The sequence below is a fragment of the Paraburkholderia sp. 22098 genome (assembly GCF_052045935.1).
In the GTDB taxonomy this organism is placed as follows: Bacteria; Pseudomonadota; Gammaproteobacteria; order Burkholderiales; family Burkholderiaceae; genus Paraburkholderia; species Paraburkholderia caledonica.
The window spans coordinates 427,783-443,508 of sequence record NZ_JBQEPV010000005.1; the positions used below are offsets into that span (position 1 = coordinate 427,783).

Below are 15,726 nucleotides of genomic sequence, written 5' to 3' on the forward strand. Positions count from 1 at the left end.
GCGCTGTTTCGACGATTTGTCGCCGGTTAGGCGTTTTGCCTTGCTTCGCTTCCCTTCAGCTCACCGTGCCGATGCGCGTGCGTGGCCGCATATTTGAGCTCGAAGTGCGCACCTTTGCCGCTGCGCGTAGGCGGAAAATGTTCTCCCTCTACGCACGTTACTTCGAAGGTGTCTTTGCCGTCGTCGTGAACGACTGAATAGATGCCGGAGGTCTTGACGATTTCGCCGGGCTTGAACGAGTTATCTCCTGCCATTGTGAAACTCCGTGGGTAAGTAAGCGACAAGCTTCGTCATGCAACGCTCATGCCACGCTTCCCGGTGCGCTCAGAACGCCCGCAATGGACTAGATCTCCTTGCGGGCCCCATGGGACTGCTCTCTTCCAGAAGTATCTGAACGATGCCGCGAGTCGACACGCTGACCCATGCCGAACGAACGTCTTTCACGCTTACCCAGCGGCATCGGCTGATTTCATTGCTCGGTATCGGCTCGACGTGCTCGGGAATACGCGCGGCAAATACATAGTGTCGAGTGCGGGCGCCCCAGAACTCGAAAATGTACTGGAGCGGGATGCCGCTCATTCGAGTCTCTTCAACAAGCTCGCGAGCGGCCGCGTCGAACGCGGGCTCACCGATCTTGCATCGACCGCCGGGCAGCGCCCACCGTCCGTTGGATCTCGCGACCAGCAGGATGTGATTAGCGCGCAGGCAAAGGACGGTGGCTCGATGCTTCATGACATTTCGGGGTAATCAGTGCGACTTTGGCGCACGTTGCATGTTGCATGCCTTGCCGATGAGTCCACCGGGAACCGTAAATGCTACTTGCACAAACGGCGCTTTCGGCCAAACGGTCGGTTTTTCTCGTGTAATCCAATTCGAATCATTGTCTGTAGAGGTGGTGAATATGTCGAAGCCACATCGGTTTCCTCCCGCACTTGCCGTCCCCGCTGTCGTCTTTATCATTATCGGCCTGGCGCTAGCTGGGGGCGGAGTCCCGCTCGTCGCGCTGGGTGGTTCGTGGTATTACGTGGTGACCGGGATCGCGATTGCGCTGACCGGCGTGCTGCTCAGCATTCGCCGACGTTCGGCGCTATGGTTATTCGCGCTGATTCTGTTCGGTTCGACGATCTGGGCCGTGGTGGAAGCGCGCTTCGACTTCTGGCAATTGTTGCCGCGCTTGTGGGTGTGGCTTGTACTCGCTCTGTGGCTATTGCTGCCGCCCGTCACACGCAAACTGGTGTTCGGGCCACCGGCCGCGCATCGCGACGGCGTCGTGCCGTTGACTGCCGCCGTGATCCTGACCGTACTCCTCGGCCTCGCCACAGCGTTCAATCATCCGTATGATCGCGCGGGCACCCTGGCTTCCACTGCCGCTCCACCCACTACACCAATTGCCGGTGACGCGAACCGGCAGGCGGCCGACTGGACCGACTACGGCGGCTCGCCGCTCGGTCAGCGCTATTCGCCGCTTACGCAAATCACCCCGGAAAATGCGGGGCAACTGAAAGTGGCCTGGCAATTCGAAACAGGCGACAAGCCGGGCCCGGGCGACCCCACCGAAACTACCGATGAGAATACGCCGATCAAGGTCGGCAACAAGCTCTTCCTTTGCACGCCGCACAGTATCGTGATCGCGCTCGATCCTGCTTCGGGCAAGGAACTCTGGCGATACGATCCGCATATTCAGAGTCCCGTTGGCTTCAAGCACTGGGAGCATATGACTTGCCGCGGCGTGTCATATCACGACGACGCGATGTATCCGGCAAATGCCGCGGTAGCAGCGGCGGATAATGCGGCGGCATCAGCGCCTACTGAAGGCGCGGCTGCAGGCGCGCCTGCAAGCACTGATGCGAGCGCTGCCGCTTCGAATCCCCAAGCATCGGCTTCGGCGCCTGCGGCGGATGGCGCATCAGCGACCACTGACGCGGCCAACGGTGCTTCCACAGCGGCGGGCGCAGAGCAATCGGCATCCGCAGCCACGGCCGCCAGCGATACATCGGCTGCGACCCAACAGACGGCCGCCGCTGCCGTGAGCGCCGAATGTCCGCGCCGCATTTTCCTGCCGACCGCCGATGCACGACTGATCGCGCTCAATGCCGACACGGGTCAGCCATGCACGCATTTTGGTAATAACGGTCAAATCGACCTGCGCACGAATATCGGTCCCTTTACGCCGGGCGGTTATTACTCGACGTCGCCGCCCGCGGTAACTCGCGATCTGGTCATTATCAGCGGCCACGTCACGGATAACGAGTCGACCAACGAGCCCTCGGGAGTCACCCGCGCGTTCGACGTGCACGACGGTCATCTCGTGTGGAACTGGGATGCGGGCAATCCAGACGAGACCCAGCCGATTACCGGCAATCAGACGTACGTTCGTAATTCGCCGAACATGTGGTCGGTCTTCAGCGTGGATGAAAAACTCGGCATGGTGTATCTGCCGCTCGGCAATCAGACACCCGACCAGTGGGGCGGCCTGCGCACGCCGGCCTCGGAGAAAGTGGCGGCGGGCGTCGTTGCACTGGATCTCGCAACCGGCAAGATGCGCTGGAATTACCAGTTCACTCACCACGATCTATGGGACATGGACGTAGGCGGCCAACCTTCGCTGATCGATCTGCAGACACCCAGTGGCGTGCAACCTGCGCTGATCGCATCGACGAAACAGGGCAGTTTGTACGTGCTGAACCGCGAGACCGGCAAGCCGATCGTGCCGATCACGGAAGAACCGGTGCCCGAGGGCGCGGGAACAGGCGATCACACTTCGCCTACGCAACCGTTCTCCGCGCTGAACTTCAAACCGCCGAAAGTACGCGAGCGCGACATGTGGGGCACCAATCCTTTCGATCAGCTGTGGTGCCGCGTCAAGTTCAAATCGCTGCGATATGACGGCATGTTCACGCCGCCGTCCGAGCAGGGATCGCTCGTATTTCCGGGCAATTTCGGTGTGTTCGATTGGGGCGGCATTGCAGTGGACCCGGTTCGGCAAATACTGATCGCGAACCCGAGTTACATGGCCTTCACTTCAAAGCTGGTGCCGCGCTCGCAGATTCCGTCCGATAACGGAGAGAAGAAGGGCAGTGAAACAAGCGGCATCAAGCTCGCTCGCGGCACGCCTTATGGATTCGAGCTCAATGCGTTCCTTTCGCCGCTCGGCATTCCGTGCCAGGCGCCGCCGTGGGGATATGTCGCGGGCGTCGATCTGCGCACGAACCACATTGTGTGGGAACACAAGAACGGCACCATCCGCGATAGCGCGCCGCTGCCAATTCCCATGCCGCTCGGCGTGCCGAGTCTGGGTGGCATGATCACGACTGCTGGCGGTGTCGCATTCCTCTCCGGTACGCTGGATTACTATCTGCGCGCTTACGATGTACGGACTGGCGACCGGTTGTGGCAAGCTCGCTTGCCCGCAGGCGGGCAGGCAACGCCAATGACCTACGCCGACAGCAACGGCAAGCAGTATGTGCTGGTCACCGCGGGCGGTCACGGCTCGCTTGGCACGAAGCAAGGAGATTACGTGATCGCGTACACGCTGCCCTGAAAGGGCGTTTGAGGATCGCGCGCGAGCGGGTGCCGCAGGAGCACCGTGATTCGGGCCCGCCGCGCGCTTGTGACAGGCGCGCGAGTTTCTGCGTCAAGTAAGCGAATGCACTCTAATGTGCATCCGGTTGAAAACGTTACGCGTCAACGCGCAAACATTCCAGCCGCCGTGACGCGTGCAGAACGTTCGAAGATCGCTTAATGCGTAGCGGCGTGTAATACAGCTTTCAATATGCCTGCCACGAGCGCGACGGTTGCAACGCCCAGCAACCACAGGCCGACAAACCATGCGAATCGTCGCCACATGTTAGTGATATCCCTCGCCGGGACGCATTTTGCCTTTGAAAACCGAATAGGCATACACCGTGTAGCCGAGAATCATCGGAACGGTAATCGCTGCGCCCACCAGAAGAAATAAGAGGCTCGCGTGCGGCGCGGCGGCGTCGCGGAAGGAAATTGCAGGTGGCACGAGATACGGATACAGACTGATCAGAAGACCTGCATAGCAAAGAATGAAAATGCCATAGGCGAAGAGTAGTGGCAGCGCCTGGCGCCGCGCCGAAAGGCTGCGCCAGAAGCCGGCCGCGAGAAGAATCAGCAGTACCGGCACGGCGGCGGTGAATGCAATGTCCGGCCAGCGGAACCAGCGCGCAGCGAGCGAGCCTTGCAACATTGGCGTCCACAGCGTAACCACGACGATCAGCGCAAGCACCGCCACTGCCATGGTGCGCGCATAACGCCGGCAGCGCTCGTGCAGCGGTCCTTCGGTGCGCCAGATCAGCCAGCACGATCCAAGCAATGTATAGCCGACGACCACGGCGAGGCCGCACAGCACGGTGAAGCCGGTAAGCCAGTCCCACCAGCCGCCGGAATACGAGACTCCCTTCACGTGGATGCCCTGAAGCAGTCCGCCCAGCACGAGTCCCTGGCACAAAGCGGCCATGGTGGAACCCGAAAAGAAAGCGACGTCCCACCACGCGCGGCCAGAACCCGTCGCGCGAAAACGGAATTCAAAGGCCACGCCGCGAAACACGAGTGCGAGCAGCATCGCGATGATCGGCGGATAGAGCGCTGGAAGGATGATCGAATAGGCGAGGGGAAACACGGCGAAAAGTCCGCCGCCGCCGAGCACGAGCCATGTTTCATTGCCGTCCCATACGGGCGCGATGGTGTTCACCATCAGGTCGCGATCGTCCCGGCTGCGCTCGACGGCGAACAGGATGCCCACGCCGAGATCGAATCCGTCGAGCAGCACGTAGGCAAGCACGGCAAACGCCAGGATGGCCGCCCAGACGAGCGGCAGATCAATCGTGGCGGTCATGGCGATCGTCCCGTGCAGAAGTGTTGCCAGTGGTGGTCGATGCGGGCTGCCGTTGCGCCGGTCCGGGCGTGATGCCCGCGCTGCGATGCGGCTTGTCCTTGGCGGGCCCTTCTGTCGCGAGCGATGGCGACCTCGCCATGAGACGCAGTACGAATACCATTGCCGCGCCGAATACGATCAGATACACGACGCCGAAAGCCGCAAGCGATGTCGCGACGCCGGGCGCGGCGATGGGCGACACGCTGTCGGCGGTGCGCAAATGGCCATATACGGTGTAAGGCTGACGGCCCACTTCGGTCACGGTCCAGCCGCATAACAGGGCAATGAGGCCGGACGGTCCCATTGCGACCATCAGCCGGTGAAGCCAGCGCGCGCGATAAAGCGAATGACGCGCCCGAAGTGCCAGACTCGCGAAACCGGTCAGCGCCATCAGCACGCCAAGGCCGACCATGACGCGAAAAGCCCAAAAAATAAGCGGCGAAAAGGGGCGGTCTTCTCGCGCGAATTCCTTGAGTCCTCTAATAGAGCCGTTCCATGTATGTGTGAGGATCAGCGCGCCCAGATGCGGGATCTCGACTGCGTAGTCGGTAGTCTCGGTTTTCATGTTTGGCATGCCGAACAAAATCAGCGGTTGGCCCGGTTTGGACTCCCAGTCGCCTTCGAGTGCGGCGATCTTTGCGGGCTGATGCTTGAGCGTGTTCACACCGTGCGCGTCGCCGGCGAGAATCTGGATGGGCGCGACGATGCACGCCATCCATAGCGCCATGGAAGCCATGAGCCGCGCAGGCTCGTTACCGGGATCGCGCAGCAAGTGCCACGCACCCACCGCGCCGACGATGAACGCCACGCTCAGATAGGCCGCGAGCACCATATGCACGAGCCGGTAAGGGAACGAAGGGTTGAAGATGATGCTGAGCCAGTCGGTGGGCACAAAGCGGCCGTCGACCATCTCGAATCCTTGCGGCGTTTGCATCCATGAATTTGCAGCGAGAATCCAGAAGGCGCTTAGCAAAGTGCCGATAGCGACGAGCACTGTGGCAAGAAAATGCAGCTTGGGGCCGACGCGGGTCATGCCAAACAGCATCACACCAAGAAAGCCCGATTCAAGGAAGAACGCGGTTAGTACTTCGTAACCCATAAGCGGACCGACAACAGGTCCCGCCCGATAGGCAAAGCCCGCCCAATTGGTGCCGAACTCATACGACATGACAAGGCCAGACACCACGCCGACGCCGAATACCACTGCGAAAATCGTCAGCCAGTAGCGGAATACGGCCAGGTATACCGGCTTGCCGGTGAAGAGCCATGCGCCCTCGAGCACTGCAAGATAGCTGGCAAGCCCGATGGACATTGCCGGGAAAATAATGTGAAAGGCGATGGTGAAACCGAACTGCGTTCGGGCAAGAAATAGTGCGTCGACCGAGGGTGGCATTACGGTACCTCGAATAAGGACGTGGCTGACCTGATGGACGGATTCGCAATTTGCGCCGCAGCGCATGCTTCTGAATATAAGCACTGTAAATGCAAATGCGTGGCCTGACTGTGTCTGCCGGCATAGCGCGGGTACCCGCGCAAGACCATGCGAAAGGCGTGTAAACCTATTGTCAGGAGCATGCGCTCTTTTCGCCAACAGGTACACACTTTGCTCTCGTTCTGTACTGACGTTCGCGCGGAGACCGTAATGAAAGAAAAGGACACGACACGAGATTACCCCTACGCATCGGGCGGATGGGGATCGCTGAAGGCAGTCACCACAATTCTCGCGCAGGAACATGTCGGCCTGAAAGACAGTGCTGTGCTCGCGAAGCAGAATAAGCCGGACGGCTTCATGTGCGTGAGCTGTTCGTGGGCCAAGCCGGCCGACCCGCACGTATTCGAGTTCTGTGAGAGCGGTGCGAAGGCCACTGCCTGGGACCTGACGTCCAAGCGAATGACGCCTGAGTTCTTTCAACTGCATACCGTGACCGAACTGCTGTCATGGCACGACCATGACCTGGAAGAAGCGGGGCGGCTCACCGCGCCGATGCGCTACGATCCAGCCACCGACAAATACGTGCAAGTGGAATGGCAACAGGCGTTCGATGAAATCGGTCGCGAGCTCAACAAGCTCGAGCCGGACAGTGTGGTGTTCTATGCGTCGGGCCGCGCGTCGCTCGAAACGTCGTACATGTACCAGCTTTTAGCGCGCATGTACGGTACGAACAATCTGCCCGACAGCTCGAACATGTGTCACGAAAGCACCAGCGTCGGGCTGAAGGAAGCAATCGGGGTAGGCGTCGGCACCATTACGCTCGACGACTTCGAGAAGACGGACCTGATGTTCTTCTTTGGCCAGAATGTGGGTACCAATAGCCCGCGCATGCTTCATCAATTGCAGGACGCGCGCAAACGCGGGGTGCCGATCATCACGTTCAATCCGCTTCGCGAGCCGGGGCTCGTGCGTTTTGCGAATCCGCAGTCGCCGGTGCAGATGCTCACGCCCGAGAACACGCAGATCAGCACGCAATATCATCAACTCAAGACCGGCGGTGATACCGCTGCGATTCTCGGCATCTGCAAGGCGGTGATTGCTGCGGACGATCTGGCCATCCAGCAAGGTGCGCCGCGTGTCGTCGATGCGGATTTCATCCGCGATCACACGACCGGTTACGAAGCATTCGCGAACTATGCTCGCGAGGCTTCGTGGGCGGACATAGAAAAGGTCAGCGGTCTGACTCGCGACGCGATACAGGCGGCCGCAGACGAATACATGAAGGCGAATGCAGTGATCGTCCACTACGGAATGGGACTGACGCAGCACCGGCTGGGCGTGCAAAACGTCCGCATGGTGTGCAATCTGCTCTTCCTGCGGGGCAACGTGGGCAAGCCCGGCGCTGGGCCGTCACCTGTGCGCGGTCATTCCAACGTGCAGGGGCAGCGCACGGTCGGCATTACAGAAAAGCCCGAACTGGCGCCGCTCGATAAGCTGGCAAGCCAGTTCTCGTTCGAGCCGCCGCGCAAAACAGGCATGAATACCGTCGAAGCGTTTGAAGCCATGCTCAAAGGAGAGGTGAAGGGTGTATTCAACCTCGGCGGGAATCTCGTGCGTTCCGTGCCGGACCGCTTGCGGATAGAACCTGCGTGGCGAGGTTTGCGCCTTAATGTGAACGTTGCGACCAAGCTCAATCGCAGTCACCTCGTACACGGTGATATCTCCTACATTTTGCCGTGCTTGAGCCGCATCGAAATCGACCGGCAGGCGAGCGGCGACCAGGCTGTCTCAATGGAAGACAGCACCGCGTGCATGCACGGTTCGCGCGGCGTGGCGGAACCGGCCAGCGACAACATTCGCTCGGAGCCTTATATCGTCGCGGGAATCGCGAAAGCGACACTGGGCACTCGCTTCAACGTTGACTGGGATGCGTGGCGAGATGATTACTCGATCGTGCGCAATGAAATAGAAAAGACTTATCCGGAGATATTCCACGACTTCAACCAGCGTATGTGGACGCCGGGCGGATTTCACAAACCTCTCCCCGCTCGCGAGCGGCAATGGAAGACGAAAAGCGGCAAGGCGGAGTTTCAGGTACCGAAGGCACTCGGCGAAGATCCCGACATGCCCGAGCGCGAAACGGACGCGCTCAGACTAATGACACTGCGCTCCGACAGCCAGTTCAATACGACGATCTACTCGCTGGACGATCGCTTTCGCGGCGTGAAGGGTAACCGCATGATTGTGCTGATGAATGAAGACGATATGGCGGCGAGTGGTCTAACCGAAGGCGACAAGATCGGCTTGCAGACCATTTCCGACGACGGCTTCGACCGGCGCGTAAGCGGACTCACCGTCAAGGCTTACGACATTCCGCGTGGCTGCATTGCCGGCTACTACCCGGAATGCAATCCGCTGCTGCCGCTCTGGCATTACGCCGAAGAAAGTAAAGTGCCCGGCGCCAAGTCCATTCCGGTGCGGATTGTCGAAAAGCCGGTTGCTACATCTGGTGCATGACAGACCCGCCGGGCGACGATTGCCCGGCGGATTCGCGATCCGCTTTCAGCGCGGTCAATCGGCGTAGCGCGATCTGCGCGACTTCGGCAAGCATTGCGTCGCGCCAATCACGAGCAGAGATCCGAGCAGGAAAGTCGCAATCGGGAATGTACCTGCGGTATTCACTGCAATTTCCCGCGGACGCTCACCAAGAAGCTGCATTCTACGGCGCGTCATTTTTGAGCCGAGCGAACGCAGCTCGCCTTTCAAGGCCCGCTCAGCGGCAGGCAGCAGTACGGTTTCTTCGTCGGCCACGTGATGCATGACCTCGCGCATCAGTTGCTGAAAAAGACCGTCGTATGCGGCATCCTCGGGTCCGCTTGCGCGTAGCTTTGCGATTGTGGCGCGCATTTCGTCGTGTTCGGGCTGGCTCTTTTCGAGCGTTTTATCCTCGCTCATTACACCGGCCAATGCCGGATAGAAGATTTCTTCTTCGAGTTGCGCGTGAATTTCAAGTGCGGCACAAACGGAATTAACGATTGCGCGCTTGCGCCACCACGGCGTGTCTGTGTGATAACGATGAAACGCGGCAAGTACATGCATATGATCGAGCCGGATCATCGCGGTAATGGTGGGAGACATCGACGAATTGGTATCGGGCATGGCAGTTCTCCAGAATGACGCGGCGCCGCGCGTCGGTTTGTGGGGATTGTCTGCACGCGAAGTCGACATGCACATGAGCACGCGAATCCGGCATGCGGGCGCTCGCGGATGCGCCACACACCGCATTCGCCATACCTGCAACGTCCCGCTAGCCGGGAATCCTTTCGATGTCTCGCAACCAGACCGTTGCCTCGCTGTCGCTCGGTGCACGCCAGTCGCCGCGCGGCGACAAGGAGCCGCCCGATCCAACCTTGGGAGCATTCGGAATGCAGGAGCGCTTGAACTGGCTGGTGTGAAAAAAGCGCTCGGCGAAAATCGCCAGATTGCGCTTGATGTCGCCAAGCGTGTATTCGTTGCGCGCCACATGTTGACCCGCCGGCCAGACGCCGCGCTCGCGGTCGGCCCATGCGCAATGCGCGAGGAACGCGACCTTCGACGGTGAAAAGCCGAAGCGCAACAGGTAATAGAGGTTGAAGTCCTGCAACTCATACGGACCGATAATGCTTTCGGTCTTCTGGTCGATGACTTTGTCGACCTTGCCGGGCACCAGTTCCGGGCTGATCTCGGTCGCCAGTACCTGCTCCAGCACATGCGAGCCCGCGTCGCCGACTTGGCCCGACTCGGCGACCCAGCGCACCAGATGCGTAATCAGCGTCTTCGGCACGCTCGCGTTGACGCTGTAATGCGACATGTGATCGCCCACGCCATAGGTGCACCACCCGAGCGCCAGTTCGCTCAGGTCGCCTGTGCCGATCACAATTGCCTGATGGAAATTGGCGAGCCTGAAAAGGTGGCTGGTGCGCTCGCCCGCCTGAACGTTTTCGAATGTGACGTCGTATTGTTTTTCGCCCGACGCAAACGGATGGTGCAAGTCGTGAAGCATTTGCATGCAGCTCGGGCGTATGTCGATTTCCTCCATCGAACAGCCCACGGCTTGCATCAGATCTTTCGCCTGTTGGAGTGTGCGGCTGCTGGTCGCAAAGCCCGGCATCGTGTAACCGAGAATATTCGAGCGCGGCAGCTTCAACCGGTCCATGGCTTTTGCGCATACGAGCAATGCCTGCGTGGAATCGAGGCCGCCCGAGACACCAATTACCACTTTTGAAATTCCAGCCGCGCCGAGTCTTTGCAGCAGCCCCTGCACCTGAATGTTGTAGACCTCGGCGCAGCGTTCATCGCGTGTCGCGGGATTTGACGGCACATACGGGAAACGGTTGATTGAACGCATGAGCGGCAAATGCTCCGCATCGGGCAGCGAAGCCGGCACGCTGATCACCTGGAATTTGCCGACCTCGTTTGCGTGGCGGCGCGTGGACTGACCGAAAGTGGTTTGCCTCATCCGTTCGCGCGACAGCCGTTCAAGGTCGATGTCGCCGTAAATCACATGGGACGTGTCGACGAAACGCTCGGATTCGGCGAGCAGTTCGCCGTTTTCGTAGATCAGCGCCTGGCCGTCCCATGCGAGATCGGTTGTAGATTCGCCGCGGCCCGCGGACGAATATAGATACGCGGACAGGCATCGCGCGGATTGCTGCCCGACGAGTTGGTGCCGATAACCGGACTTGCCGATCACGATATTCGATGCCGAAAGATTGACGAGCACCGTTGCACCCGCGAGCGCCGCAAACGACGACGGCGGCACGGGAACCCATACGTCCTCGCATATTTCTACGTGGAAGCGAAAGAGTGGCGCGTGCGGGACGTCGAACAGCAATGACGCGCCGAAGGGCGCATGCTGTCCGCATAACGTCACTTCGGAGCTCGACGCGTTCTCCGCCGCACTGAACTGGCGGGCTTCGTAAAACTCGCCGTAGTTGGGCAGGTAGCTTTTGGGCACCACGCCGCATAGCTTGCCGTTCGAAATCACTAATGCGCAATTGAACAGCTTATGCTCGATCTTCAGTGGCGCGCCGATGACCAGTACCGCGGGGATACTCGTAGAGGCCGCAACGATCTCGCCGATAGCCGATTCGCAAGCGTCGAGCAGTGCTCGCTGATGGAAGAGGTCGTCGCACGTATAGGCCGATATGCCGAGTTCGGGAAACACGACAAGCAGTGCGCCCTTTTGTGCGGCCTCGCGGGCCAGTTTCAGCGTCTGCTGCGCGTTGAATTGCGGATCGGCCACGCGGCACACCGGAACCGCAACCGCGACACGTGCAAAATCGTGACTGTACAAGTTGAAGAATGATTGCGTCATGATGTGCGGCGCCTATGAATAGCCGGTCGGAAGCGGCAGCTTATCCGCTGCAACCAGTGTTGAACACAGCCCGATGCGGCGTTCGCGACGCGTTCAGGCGGAGTGCGGCGAACCGGGTCGAGCGTATCGTACGTTCGGCAACTGATTGAAGTAATACTCGACTCGCGAAAGCGCGTAAAGCGCTGCGTTTCGCCGGATAGTGGTGCGGTCTCCGTCGAACACTCGCGTTTCGGAAAACATGAATTCACCGTCCCGGCGCTTGTAACGCCACGCAAAGCATTGTGTGCCTGCCGGCAGATCCGTGCCTTTGGGCGGCGGACCCGCGAGCCCCGTATTCGAGACTGCGATATTAGCCGAGCACCCTTCGAGGGCGAGTACACCTGTGGCCATCTCCCGGGCGACTGCCTCGCTCGTCAGGCCATGTTCTTCGATCGTCTGCGACCGCACGTTCAGTACACCGCATTTACCGGTCGGCGAGTAAACGACGAGGCCCACGTCGAGACATGCGCCGCTGCCCGGCACGTCTGCCAGCAGAGATGCAATGAGACCGCCGGTACACGATTCGGCGGTGGCGATCACAAGACCGCGCGACGAGAGAAATCCAACCACGCTGCGGGGAATGTTCATTTTTGCGTCCTCGTTTATCCGGGCTCGTTTGTCACGATAAGCCAGTCAGTTGTCAGCGAGCAAGTGCAATACCCGTTGCGCATTTGTCTTCATCCAGCGGCACGGCGATTGCTCGACAAACGTGTCCCTTCACCGGGACGCCATGGTTGTTTGTTCGGTTAGGCTCGCCACACGGCGAGCCGCTTTTTTTTCGCCCCACGTTCAGCGTTTGCGCGCCGCTTTACCGTCGGTACAGCGCTTGCTCTTTTTGCTTCGCATGCGACGGCAAAGGAGGCGACGTACATGATGTTTCCAACAATCGTTATCAATCGCGAGGATCCGTCCTCGACTGACGCGCAGACGCTACTCGACGAACTGAGCGCGACGCTGGCCGTGTTTACCGGCGACGGCGGACAGAGCCGCTTTTCCATTCACGACGTCGCGCTTGAGCGCTCGCGCTTTCTCGTTGCGAGGACCGGTTTTTCGACGCCGCTTGGCTGTGGCGCGTTTCGTCCGTTAGGCGAGCACATCGCCGAGATCAAGCGCCTCTATGCGCGCCCCGGCGCGGAGGGCGCAGGCAGTGCCATTCTCGCGCGACTCGAGAAAGAAGCAGCAGAACTAGGCTATCAGGCGTTATGGCTTGGCATGCACGTGAACAATCGTCGCGCGATCGAGTTCTACGAGCGACACGGTTTCCATCGCATCGAACCGTATGGGCCGTATGTGGGCAAAGACGATTCTTGCTGCTTCGAAAAGCGCCTCGACGGACAGGCGCCCGACAACCAGCGCGAAGCCACCACGCGCGGGGCGTAATGCAGATCGGATCGCGCGGGCTGCGAGCCGCGCTACTTGTGAATTTTCTCGCGCAACGACTGAATGTCGTTGGCCGTTACAGGTCGCGCGTCATTGCCCCATGAGGTGCGGATCCATGAAAGCACGTTCGCCATTTGCGCATTGGTGAGCGTTTGAGCGAAGCCCGGCATTGCTTGACGCGGTGGTCCACTGATAGTCGCGGGACTGTTGCCGCCTTCCACCATTAAGCGAATCAGAGAAGTCGTATCTTCGGTGATCACTGACGGGTTGCCCGCCAGCCGCGGAAATACATTGGGCACGCCCGCACCTTGCACACCGTGGCACCGCGCGCAGAACGAGATATAGACCCGCGCGCCGACGGATTGAGGCGCATCGACCCGATTGCCGTTGCGCGTCGGCAAGTCGGGCTGGGCATGCGGCTCATAGCTCCCGGACGGCTTTTGCGCCGGCAGTGACTTCAGATAGTGCGCCATGGCGAGCGCATCTTCGTCGGTCAGATATTGGGTGCTGTCTTCCACTTGCTCGACCATAGAACCGAATGCGGCGAGACCCGCACCGTGTCCCGTCTTCAGAAATGCGGCGAGATCTTTTTCGCCGATACGTCCGAGTCCCGAACCCGGATCGCCGGTCAGATTCGGCCCGAACCAGTTGTCGTTGACTCCACCCGTCAAATACATGGGCGACGACTCGTCGTAGCCGCGTTCCTGAAAGCCTGGCCCGCGAGGTGTGTGACATGCGCCGCAATGCCCCGGACCTTGCACGAGAAATGCCCCGCGATTCCACTGCGCGTCACGTCCGGCCTTCGGCCGATAGGGTTCTGTTGGTGCGAACGCGAGTTGCCAGAAATAGAGCACCCAGCGCTGATTGAAGGGGAACGCCAGCTTGGTGGGCGGAGCCGGTTCGGGCGCCGGTTTTACTCCGTGCATGAAATACGCGTAAAGGGCGCGCATGTCGTCGTCGGACATTTTTGAAAACGACGCATACGGCATCGCCGGATAAAGCCGCTTGTTGCCCGGCGACACGCCCTCGCGCACAGAGCGTGCAAAATCTTGGTAACTGTAGGCGCCAATGCCGTATCGGCGGTCCGGCGTGATGTTGCTGCTCATGATCGTGCCGAATGGCGATGTAAGTCCCAAGCCGCCGCCATAGGCTTGTCCGCCGACGGCCGTGTGGCAACCCGCGCAGTCCGACGCTTTGGCGAGATATTCTCCACGCGCTACGAGGGCCGCGAGCGCCGGGTCCGATGCGCCGGCGGGCTCGGCTGTGACACACGGAGTCGTGAACGCGCCGAGCATCGCCGTGCCGGCCAGCACGATCAGTTTGAAGCGCCGCATCATGAGGTGGTATCCCGCCGCGCGGCCAGCGTGTTAGGCATGAGCGTCACTGGCGCACGATGCATCAGCCAGCGCGCGCCAGTCAGAAGCGCCGCGATCAGATACGCCAGACCGCCAGGCACCCACATCACGAGGCCGCCGAGTTGTTGATCCTGCAACGGATCGAAGCCGAGCGCCGAGGTTGACTCGATGTACGCCGGGTACCAAAGCCCCGGCGCAAGCGTCAGCAATGCGCCCAGCGCGCCGGTGTGAACCATCGTCGTGAAGAGCGACAACATCGCATAGCCGCTTTGATCCCGCCGCGCGCCTTCGCCGAAAACGACCCACCAGAACAGGAGCGCGCTTAGCAGGAAGCTCGCGTGCTGAAGCGTATGAATAGCGGCCGACGCGAGCGCCGCTTCAAAAAAGCGCGGCATATGCCACGCCCACAGCGCGGCGGCGTGCAGCAGCCATGCGACGGTCGGCGCACACAGCGCGTGCCACAGTCCGTACAGCACCGGCGTGCGGACGGCGGCGGCTATCGCGTGCCGTGCCGCCGGAGGAAAGGCCCACAGCCATACCGCGAGCGGTCGGCCGAGCACGAGCAGCGGAGCGGCCACGATCATCATCAGTTCATGTTGAACCATATGCGCGGAGAAGAGCGCCGCGCTCAATGCGTCGAGTGGCGAATTGAGCGCGGCGACGAGCGCGAGCCATCCGGCTACGAATGCGCATAGCTGACGCGTGCGAATGCCGCGCCCGCGTCGGCTGCGCGCGCGCAGGCGCCGGTAGCCGGCTGCATAGAGGCCGAGGCTCACGACCAGCAGTGCGACGACCCATGGTTCGAAAGTCCAGCGCAGCACGGGCGGCGCGCTTCTCTCCGCGGCACTTAACACATGTGCGTGTACGCCTGGCGGAATACACAACGCGGCGAACGCGAGTGCGCGGCGCATTGATTTGTTCATTGCACGCAGGGGGAAATAAGCCATTGCGGTATCCACATTGCGACGAGTGCGAGCGTCGAAAGCATGCCGACCCACGTGGCCGCGCACGCAAGCATTGCGGGACGCGCGGGGAGCGCGCTCGCAGTCGCGGGGGCGATCATGCCGGCCTCGCGCCAGCGGCGCCACGCGAGCAGCGTCGCGATCATTGAAAACAGCAGCGCAGTGCCGGTCACGCTGCCCAGAGGCAGGACCGTTCGCCACGCACAGGAGGGCGTGACGAGCGCATAGTCAGCGCTCAGCGCGGCCAGTACCGCGGAAGGCGCACCGAGGAGCGCGAGCCAGGTTCGCATGGCAAACCTCCA

General features: G+C 60.7%; 13 protein-coding genes. 3 read left to right on the forward strand and 10 right to left on the reverse strand.

Annotated features, from left to right (window positions below; genetic code table 11):
• Positions 1 to 26 precede the first annotated feature (26 nt).
• Positions 27 to 254 carry a hypothetical protein gene (locus ACTJLB_RS13620; RefSeq protein ID WP_020068338.1) on the reverse strand — a complete coding sequence of 76 codons (228 nt, stop codon included), beginning with the start codon at positions 252 to 254 and terminating at the stop codon, positions 27 to 29.
• 70 nt (positions 255 to 324) lie between these two features.
• Entirely contained in the window at positions 325 to 732 is a 408-nt protein-coding gene (locus ACTJLB_RS13625) for an NUDIX hydrolase (protein ID WP_440783569.1), read from the reverse strand.
• Between the two features lie 169 nt (positions 733 to 901).
• Here ACTJLB_RS13625 and ACTJLB_RS13630 point away from each other — a divergent pair, with 169 nt between their 5' ends.
• Positions 902 to 3,541, forward strand: a complete 2,640-nt coding sequence (locus tag ACTJLB_RS13630) for a glucose/quinate/shikimate family membrane-bound PQQ-dependent dehydrogenase (RefSeq protein WP_440783570.1) — start codon at positions 902 to 904, stop codon at positions 3,539 to 3,541.
• Positions 3,542 to 3,847: 306 nt separating this feature from the next.
• Here the strand turns inward: ACTJLB_RS13630 and cydB are convergent, their stop codons facing one another.
• Both cydB and ACTJLB_RS13640 read right to left on the reverse strand, forming a co-directional pair.
• Positions 3,848 to 4,861 (reverse strand): cytochrome d ubiquinol oxidase subunit II, encoded by a 1,014-nt coding sequence (gene cydB, locus ACTJLB_RS13635; protein ID WP_281004290.1) that lies wholly within the window; start codon positions 4,859 to 4,861, stop codon positions 3,848 to 3,850.
• Positions 4,845 to 6,293 carry a cytochrome ubiquinol oxidase subunit I gene (locus tag ACTJLB_RS13640; protein ID WP_440783571.1) on the reverse strand — a complete coding sequence of 483 codons (1,449 nt, stop codon included), beginning with the start codon at positions 6,291 to 6,293 and terminating at the stop codon, positions 4,845 to 4,847. The genes cydB and ACTJLB_RS13640 overlap by 17 nt, the downstream gene beginning before the upstream one ends.
• Before the next feature lie 249 nt (positions 6,294 to 6,542).
• Here ACTJLB_RS13640 and ACTJLB_RS13645 point away from each other — a divergent pair, with 249 nt between their 5' ends.
• Positions 6,543 to 8,849, forward strand: coding sequence for an FdhF/YdeP family oxidoreductase (locus ACTJLB_RS13645; RefSeq protein WP_440783572.1), 2,307 nt, complete (start codon positions 6,543 to 6,545; stop codon positions 8,847 to 8,849).
• 54 nt (positions 8,850 to 8,903) lie between these two features.
• Here ACTJLB_RS13645 and ACTJLB_RS13650 read toward each other — a convergent pair whose 3' ends face one another.
• The 3 genes from ACTJLB_RS13650 to ACTJLB_RS13660 form a co-directional block, all read right to left on the reverse strand.
• Positions 8,904 to 9,491, reverse strand: coding sequence for a hemerythrin domain-containing protein (locus ACTJLB_RS13650; protein WP_020068346.1), 588 nt, complete (start codon positions 9,489 to 9,491; stop codon positions 8,904 to 8,906).
• A gap of 148 nt (positions 9,492 to 9,639) precedes the next feature.
• On the reverse strand, positions 9,640 to 11,688 hold the full coding sequence (locus ACTJLB_RS13655) for an NAD(+) synthase (protein WP_440783573.1): 2,049 nt from the start codon (positions 11,686 to 11,688) through the stop codon (positions 9,640 to 9,642).
• 93 nt (positions 11,689 to 11,781) lie between these two features.
• Entirely contained in the window at positions 11,782 to 12,315 is a 534-nt protein-coding gene (locus tag ACTJLB_RS13660) for a CinA family protein (protein ID WP_440783574.1), read from the reverse strand.
• Between the two features lie 282 nt (positions 12,316 to 12,597).
• On the opposite strand from ACTJLB_RS13660, the gene ACTJLB_RS13665 reads away from it, so the two are divergent.
• Entirely contained in the window at positions 12,598 to 13,107 is a 510-nt protein-coding gene (locus ACTJLB_RS13665) for a GNAT family N-acetyltransferase (protein WP_020068349.1), read from the forward strand.
• Between the two features lie 32 nt (positions 13,108 to 13,139).
• On the opposite strand, the gene ACTJLB_RS13670 is transcribed toward ACTJLB_RS13665, so the two are convergent.
• The 3 genes from ACTJLB_RS13670 to ACTJLB_RS13680 are packed head-to-tail and all read right to left on the reverse strand — an operon-like array spanning position 13,140 to position 15,714.
• Positions 13,140 to 14,444 carry a c-type cytochrome gene (locus ACTJLB_RS13670; protein ID WP_440783575.1) on the reverse strand — a complete coding sequence of 435 codons (1,305 nt, stop codon included), beginning with the start codon at positions 14,442 to 14,444 and terminating at the stop codon, positions 13,140 to 13,142.
• Positions 14,441 to 15,409 carry a cytochrome c oxidase assembly protein gene (locus ACTJLB_RS13675; RefSeq protein ID WP_440783576.1) on the reverse strand — a complete coding sequence of 323 codons (969 nt, stop codon included), beginning with the start codon at positions 15,407 to 15,409 and terminating at the stop codon, positions 14,441 to 14,443. The genes ACTJLB_RS13670 and ACTJLB_RS13675 overlap by 4 nt, the downstream gene beginning before the upstream one ends.
• Positions 15,382 to 15,714 (reverse strand): hypothetical protein, encoded by a 333-nt coding sequence (locus ACTJLB_RS13680; protein ID WP_131316910.1) that lies wholly within the window; start codon positions 15,712 to 15,714, stop codon positions 15,382 to 15,384. Before ACTJLB_RS13680 ends, ACTJLB_RS13675 begins: the two co-directional genes overlap by 28 nt.
• Positions 15,715 to 15,726 lie beyond the last annotated feature (12 nt).

Bases quoted from the DNA above. Each gene is read 5' to 3' on its own strand.
- ACTJLB_RS13620 (WP_020068338.1), bottom strand. From the start codon at position 254: ATGGCAGGAGATAACTCGTTCAAGCCCGGCGAAATCGTCAAGACCTCC.
- ACTJLB_RS13625 (WP_440783569.1), bottom strand. From the start codon at position 732: ATGAAGCATCGAGCCACCGTCCTTTGCCTGCGCGCTAATCACATCCTG.
- ACTJLB_RS13630 (WP_440783570.1), top strand. From the start codon at position 902: ATGTCGAAGCCACATCGGTTTCCTCCCGCACTTGCCGTCCCCGCTGTC.
- cydB (WP_281004290.1), bottom strand. From the start codon at position 4,861: ATGACCGCCACGATTGATCTGCCGCTCGTCTGGGCGGCCATCCTGGCG.
- ACTJLB_RS13640 (WP_440783571.1), bottom strand. From the start codon at position 6,293: ATGCCACCCTCGGTCGACGCACTATTTCTTGCCCGAACGCAGTTCGGT.
- ACTJLB_RS13645 (WP_440783572.1), top strand. From the start codon at position 6,543: ATGAAAGAAAAGGACACGACACGAGATTACCCCTACGCATCGGGCGGA.
- ACTJLB_RS13650 (WP_020068346.1), bottom strand. From the start codon at position 9,491: ATGCCCGATACCAATTCGTCGATGTCTCCCACCATTACCGCGATGATC.
- ACTJLB_RS13655 (WP_440783573.1), bottom strand. From the start codon at position 11,688: ATGACGCAATCATTCTTCAACTTGTACAGTCACGATTTTGCACGTGTC.
- ACTJLB_RS13660 (WP_440783574.1), bottom strand. From the start codon at position 12,315: ATGAACATTCCCCGCAGCGTGGTTGGATTTCTCTCGTCGCGCGGTCTT.
- ACTJLB_RS13665 (WP_020068349.1), top strand. From the start codon at position 12,598: ATGATGTTTCCAACAATCGTTATCAATCGCGAGGATCCGTCCTCGACT.
- ACTJLB_RS13670 (WP_440783575.1), bottom strand. From the start codon at position 14,444: ATGATGCGGCGCTTCAAACTGATCGTGCTGGCCGGCACGGCGATGCTC.
- ACTJLB_RS13675 (WP_440783576.1), bottom strand. From the start codon at position 15,409: ATGGCTTATTTCCCCCTGCGTGCAATGAACAAATCAATGCGCCGCGCA.
- ACTJLB_RS13680 (WP_131316910.1), bottom strand. From the start codon at position 15,714: ATGCGAACCTGGCTCGCGCTCCTCGGTGCGCCTTCCGCGGTACTGGCC.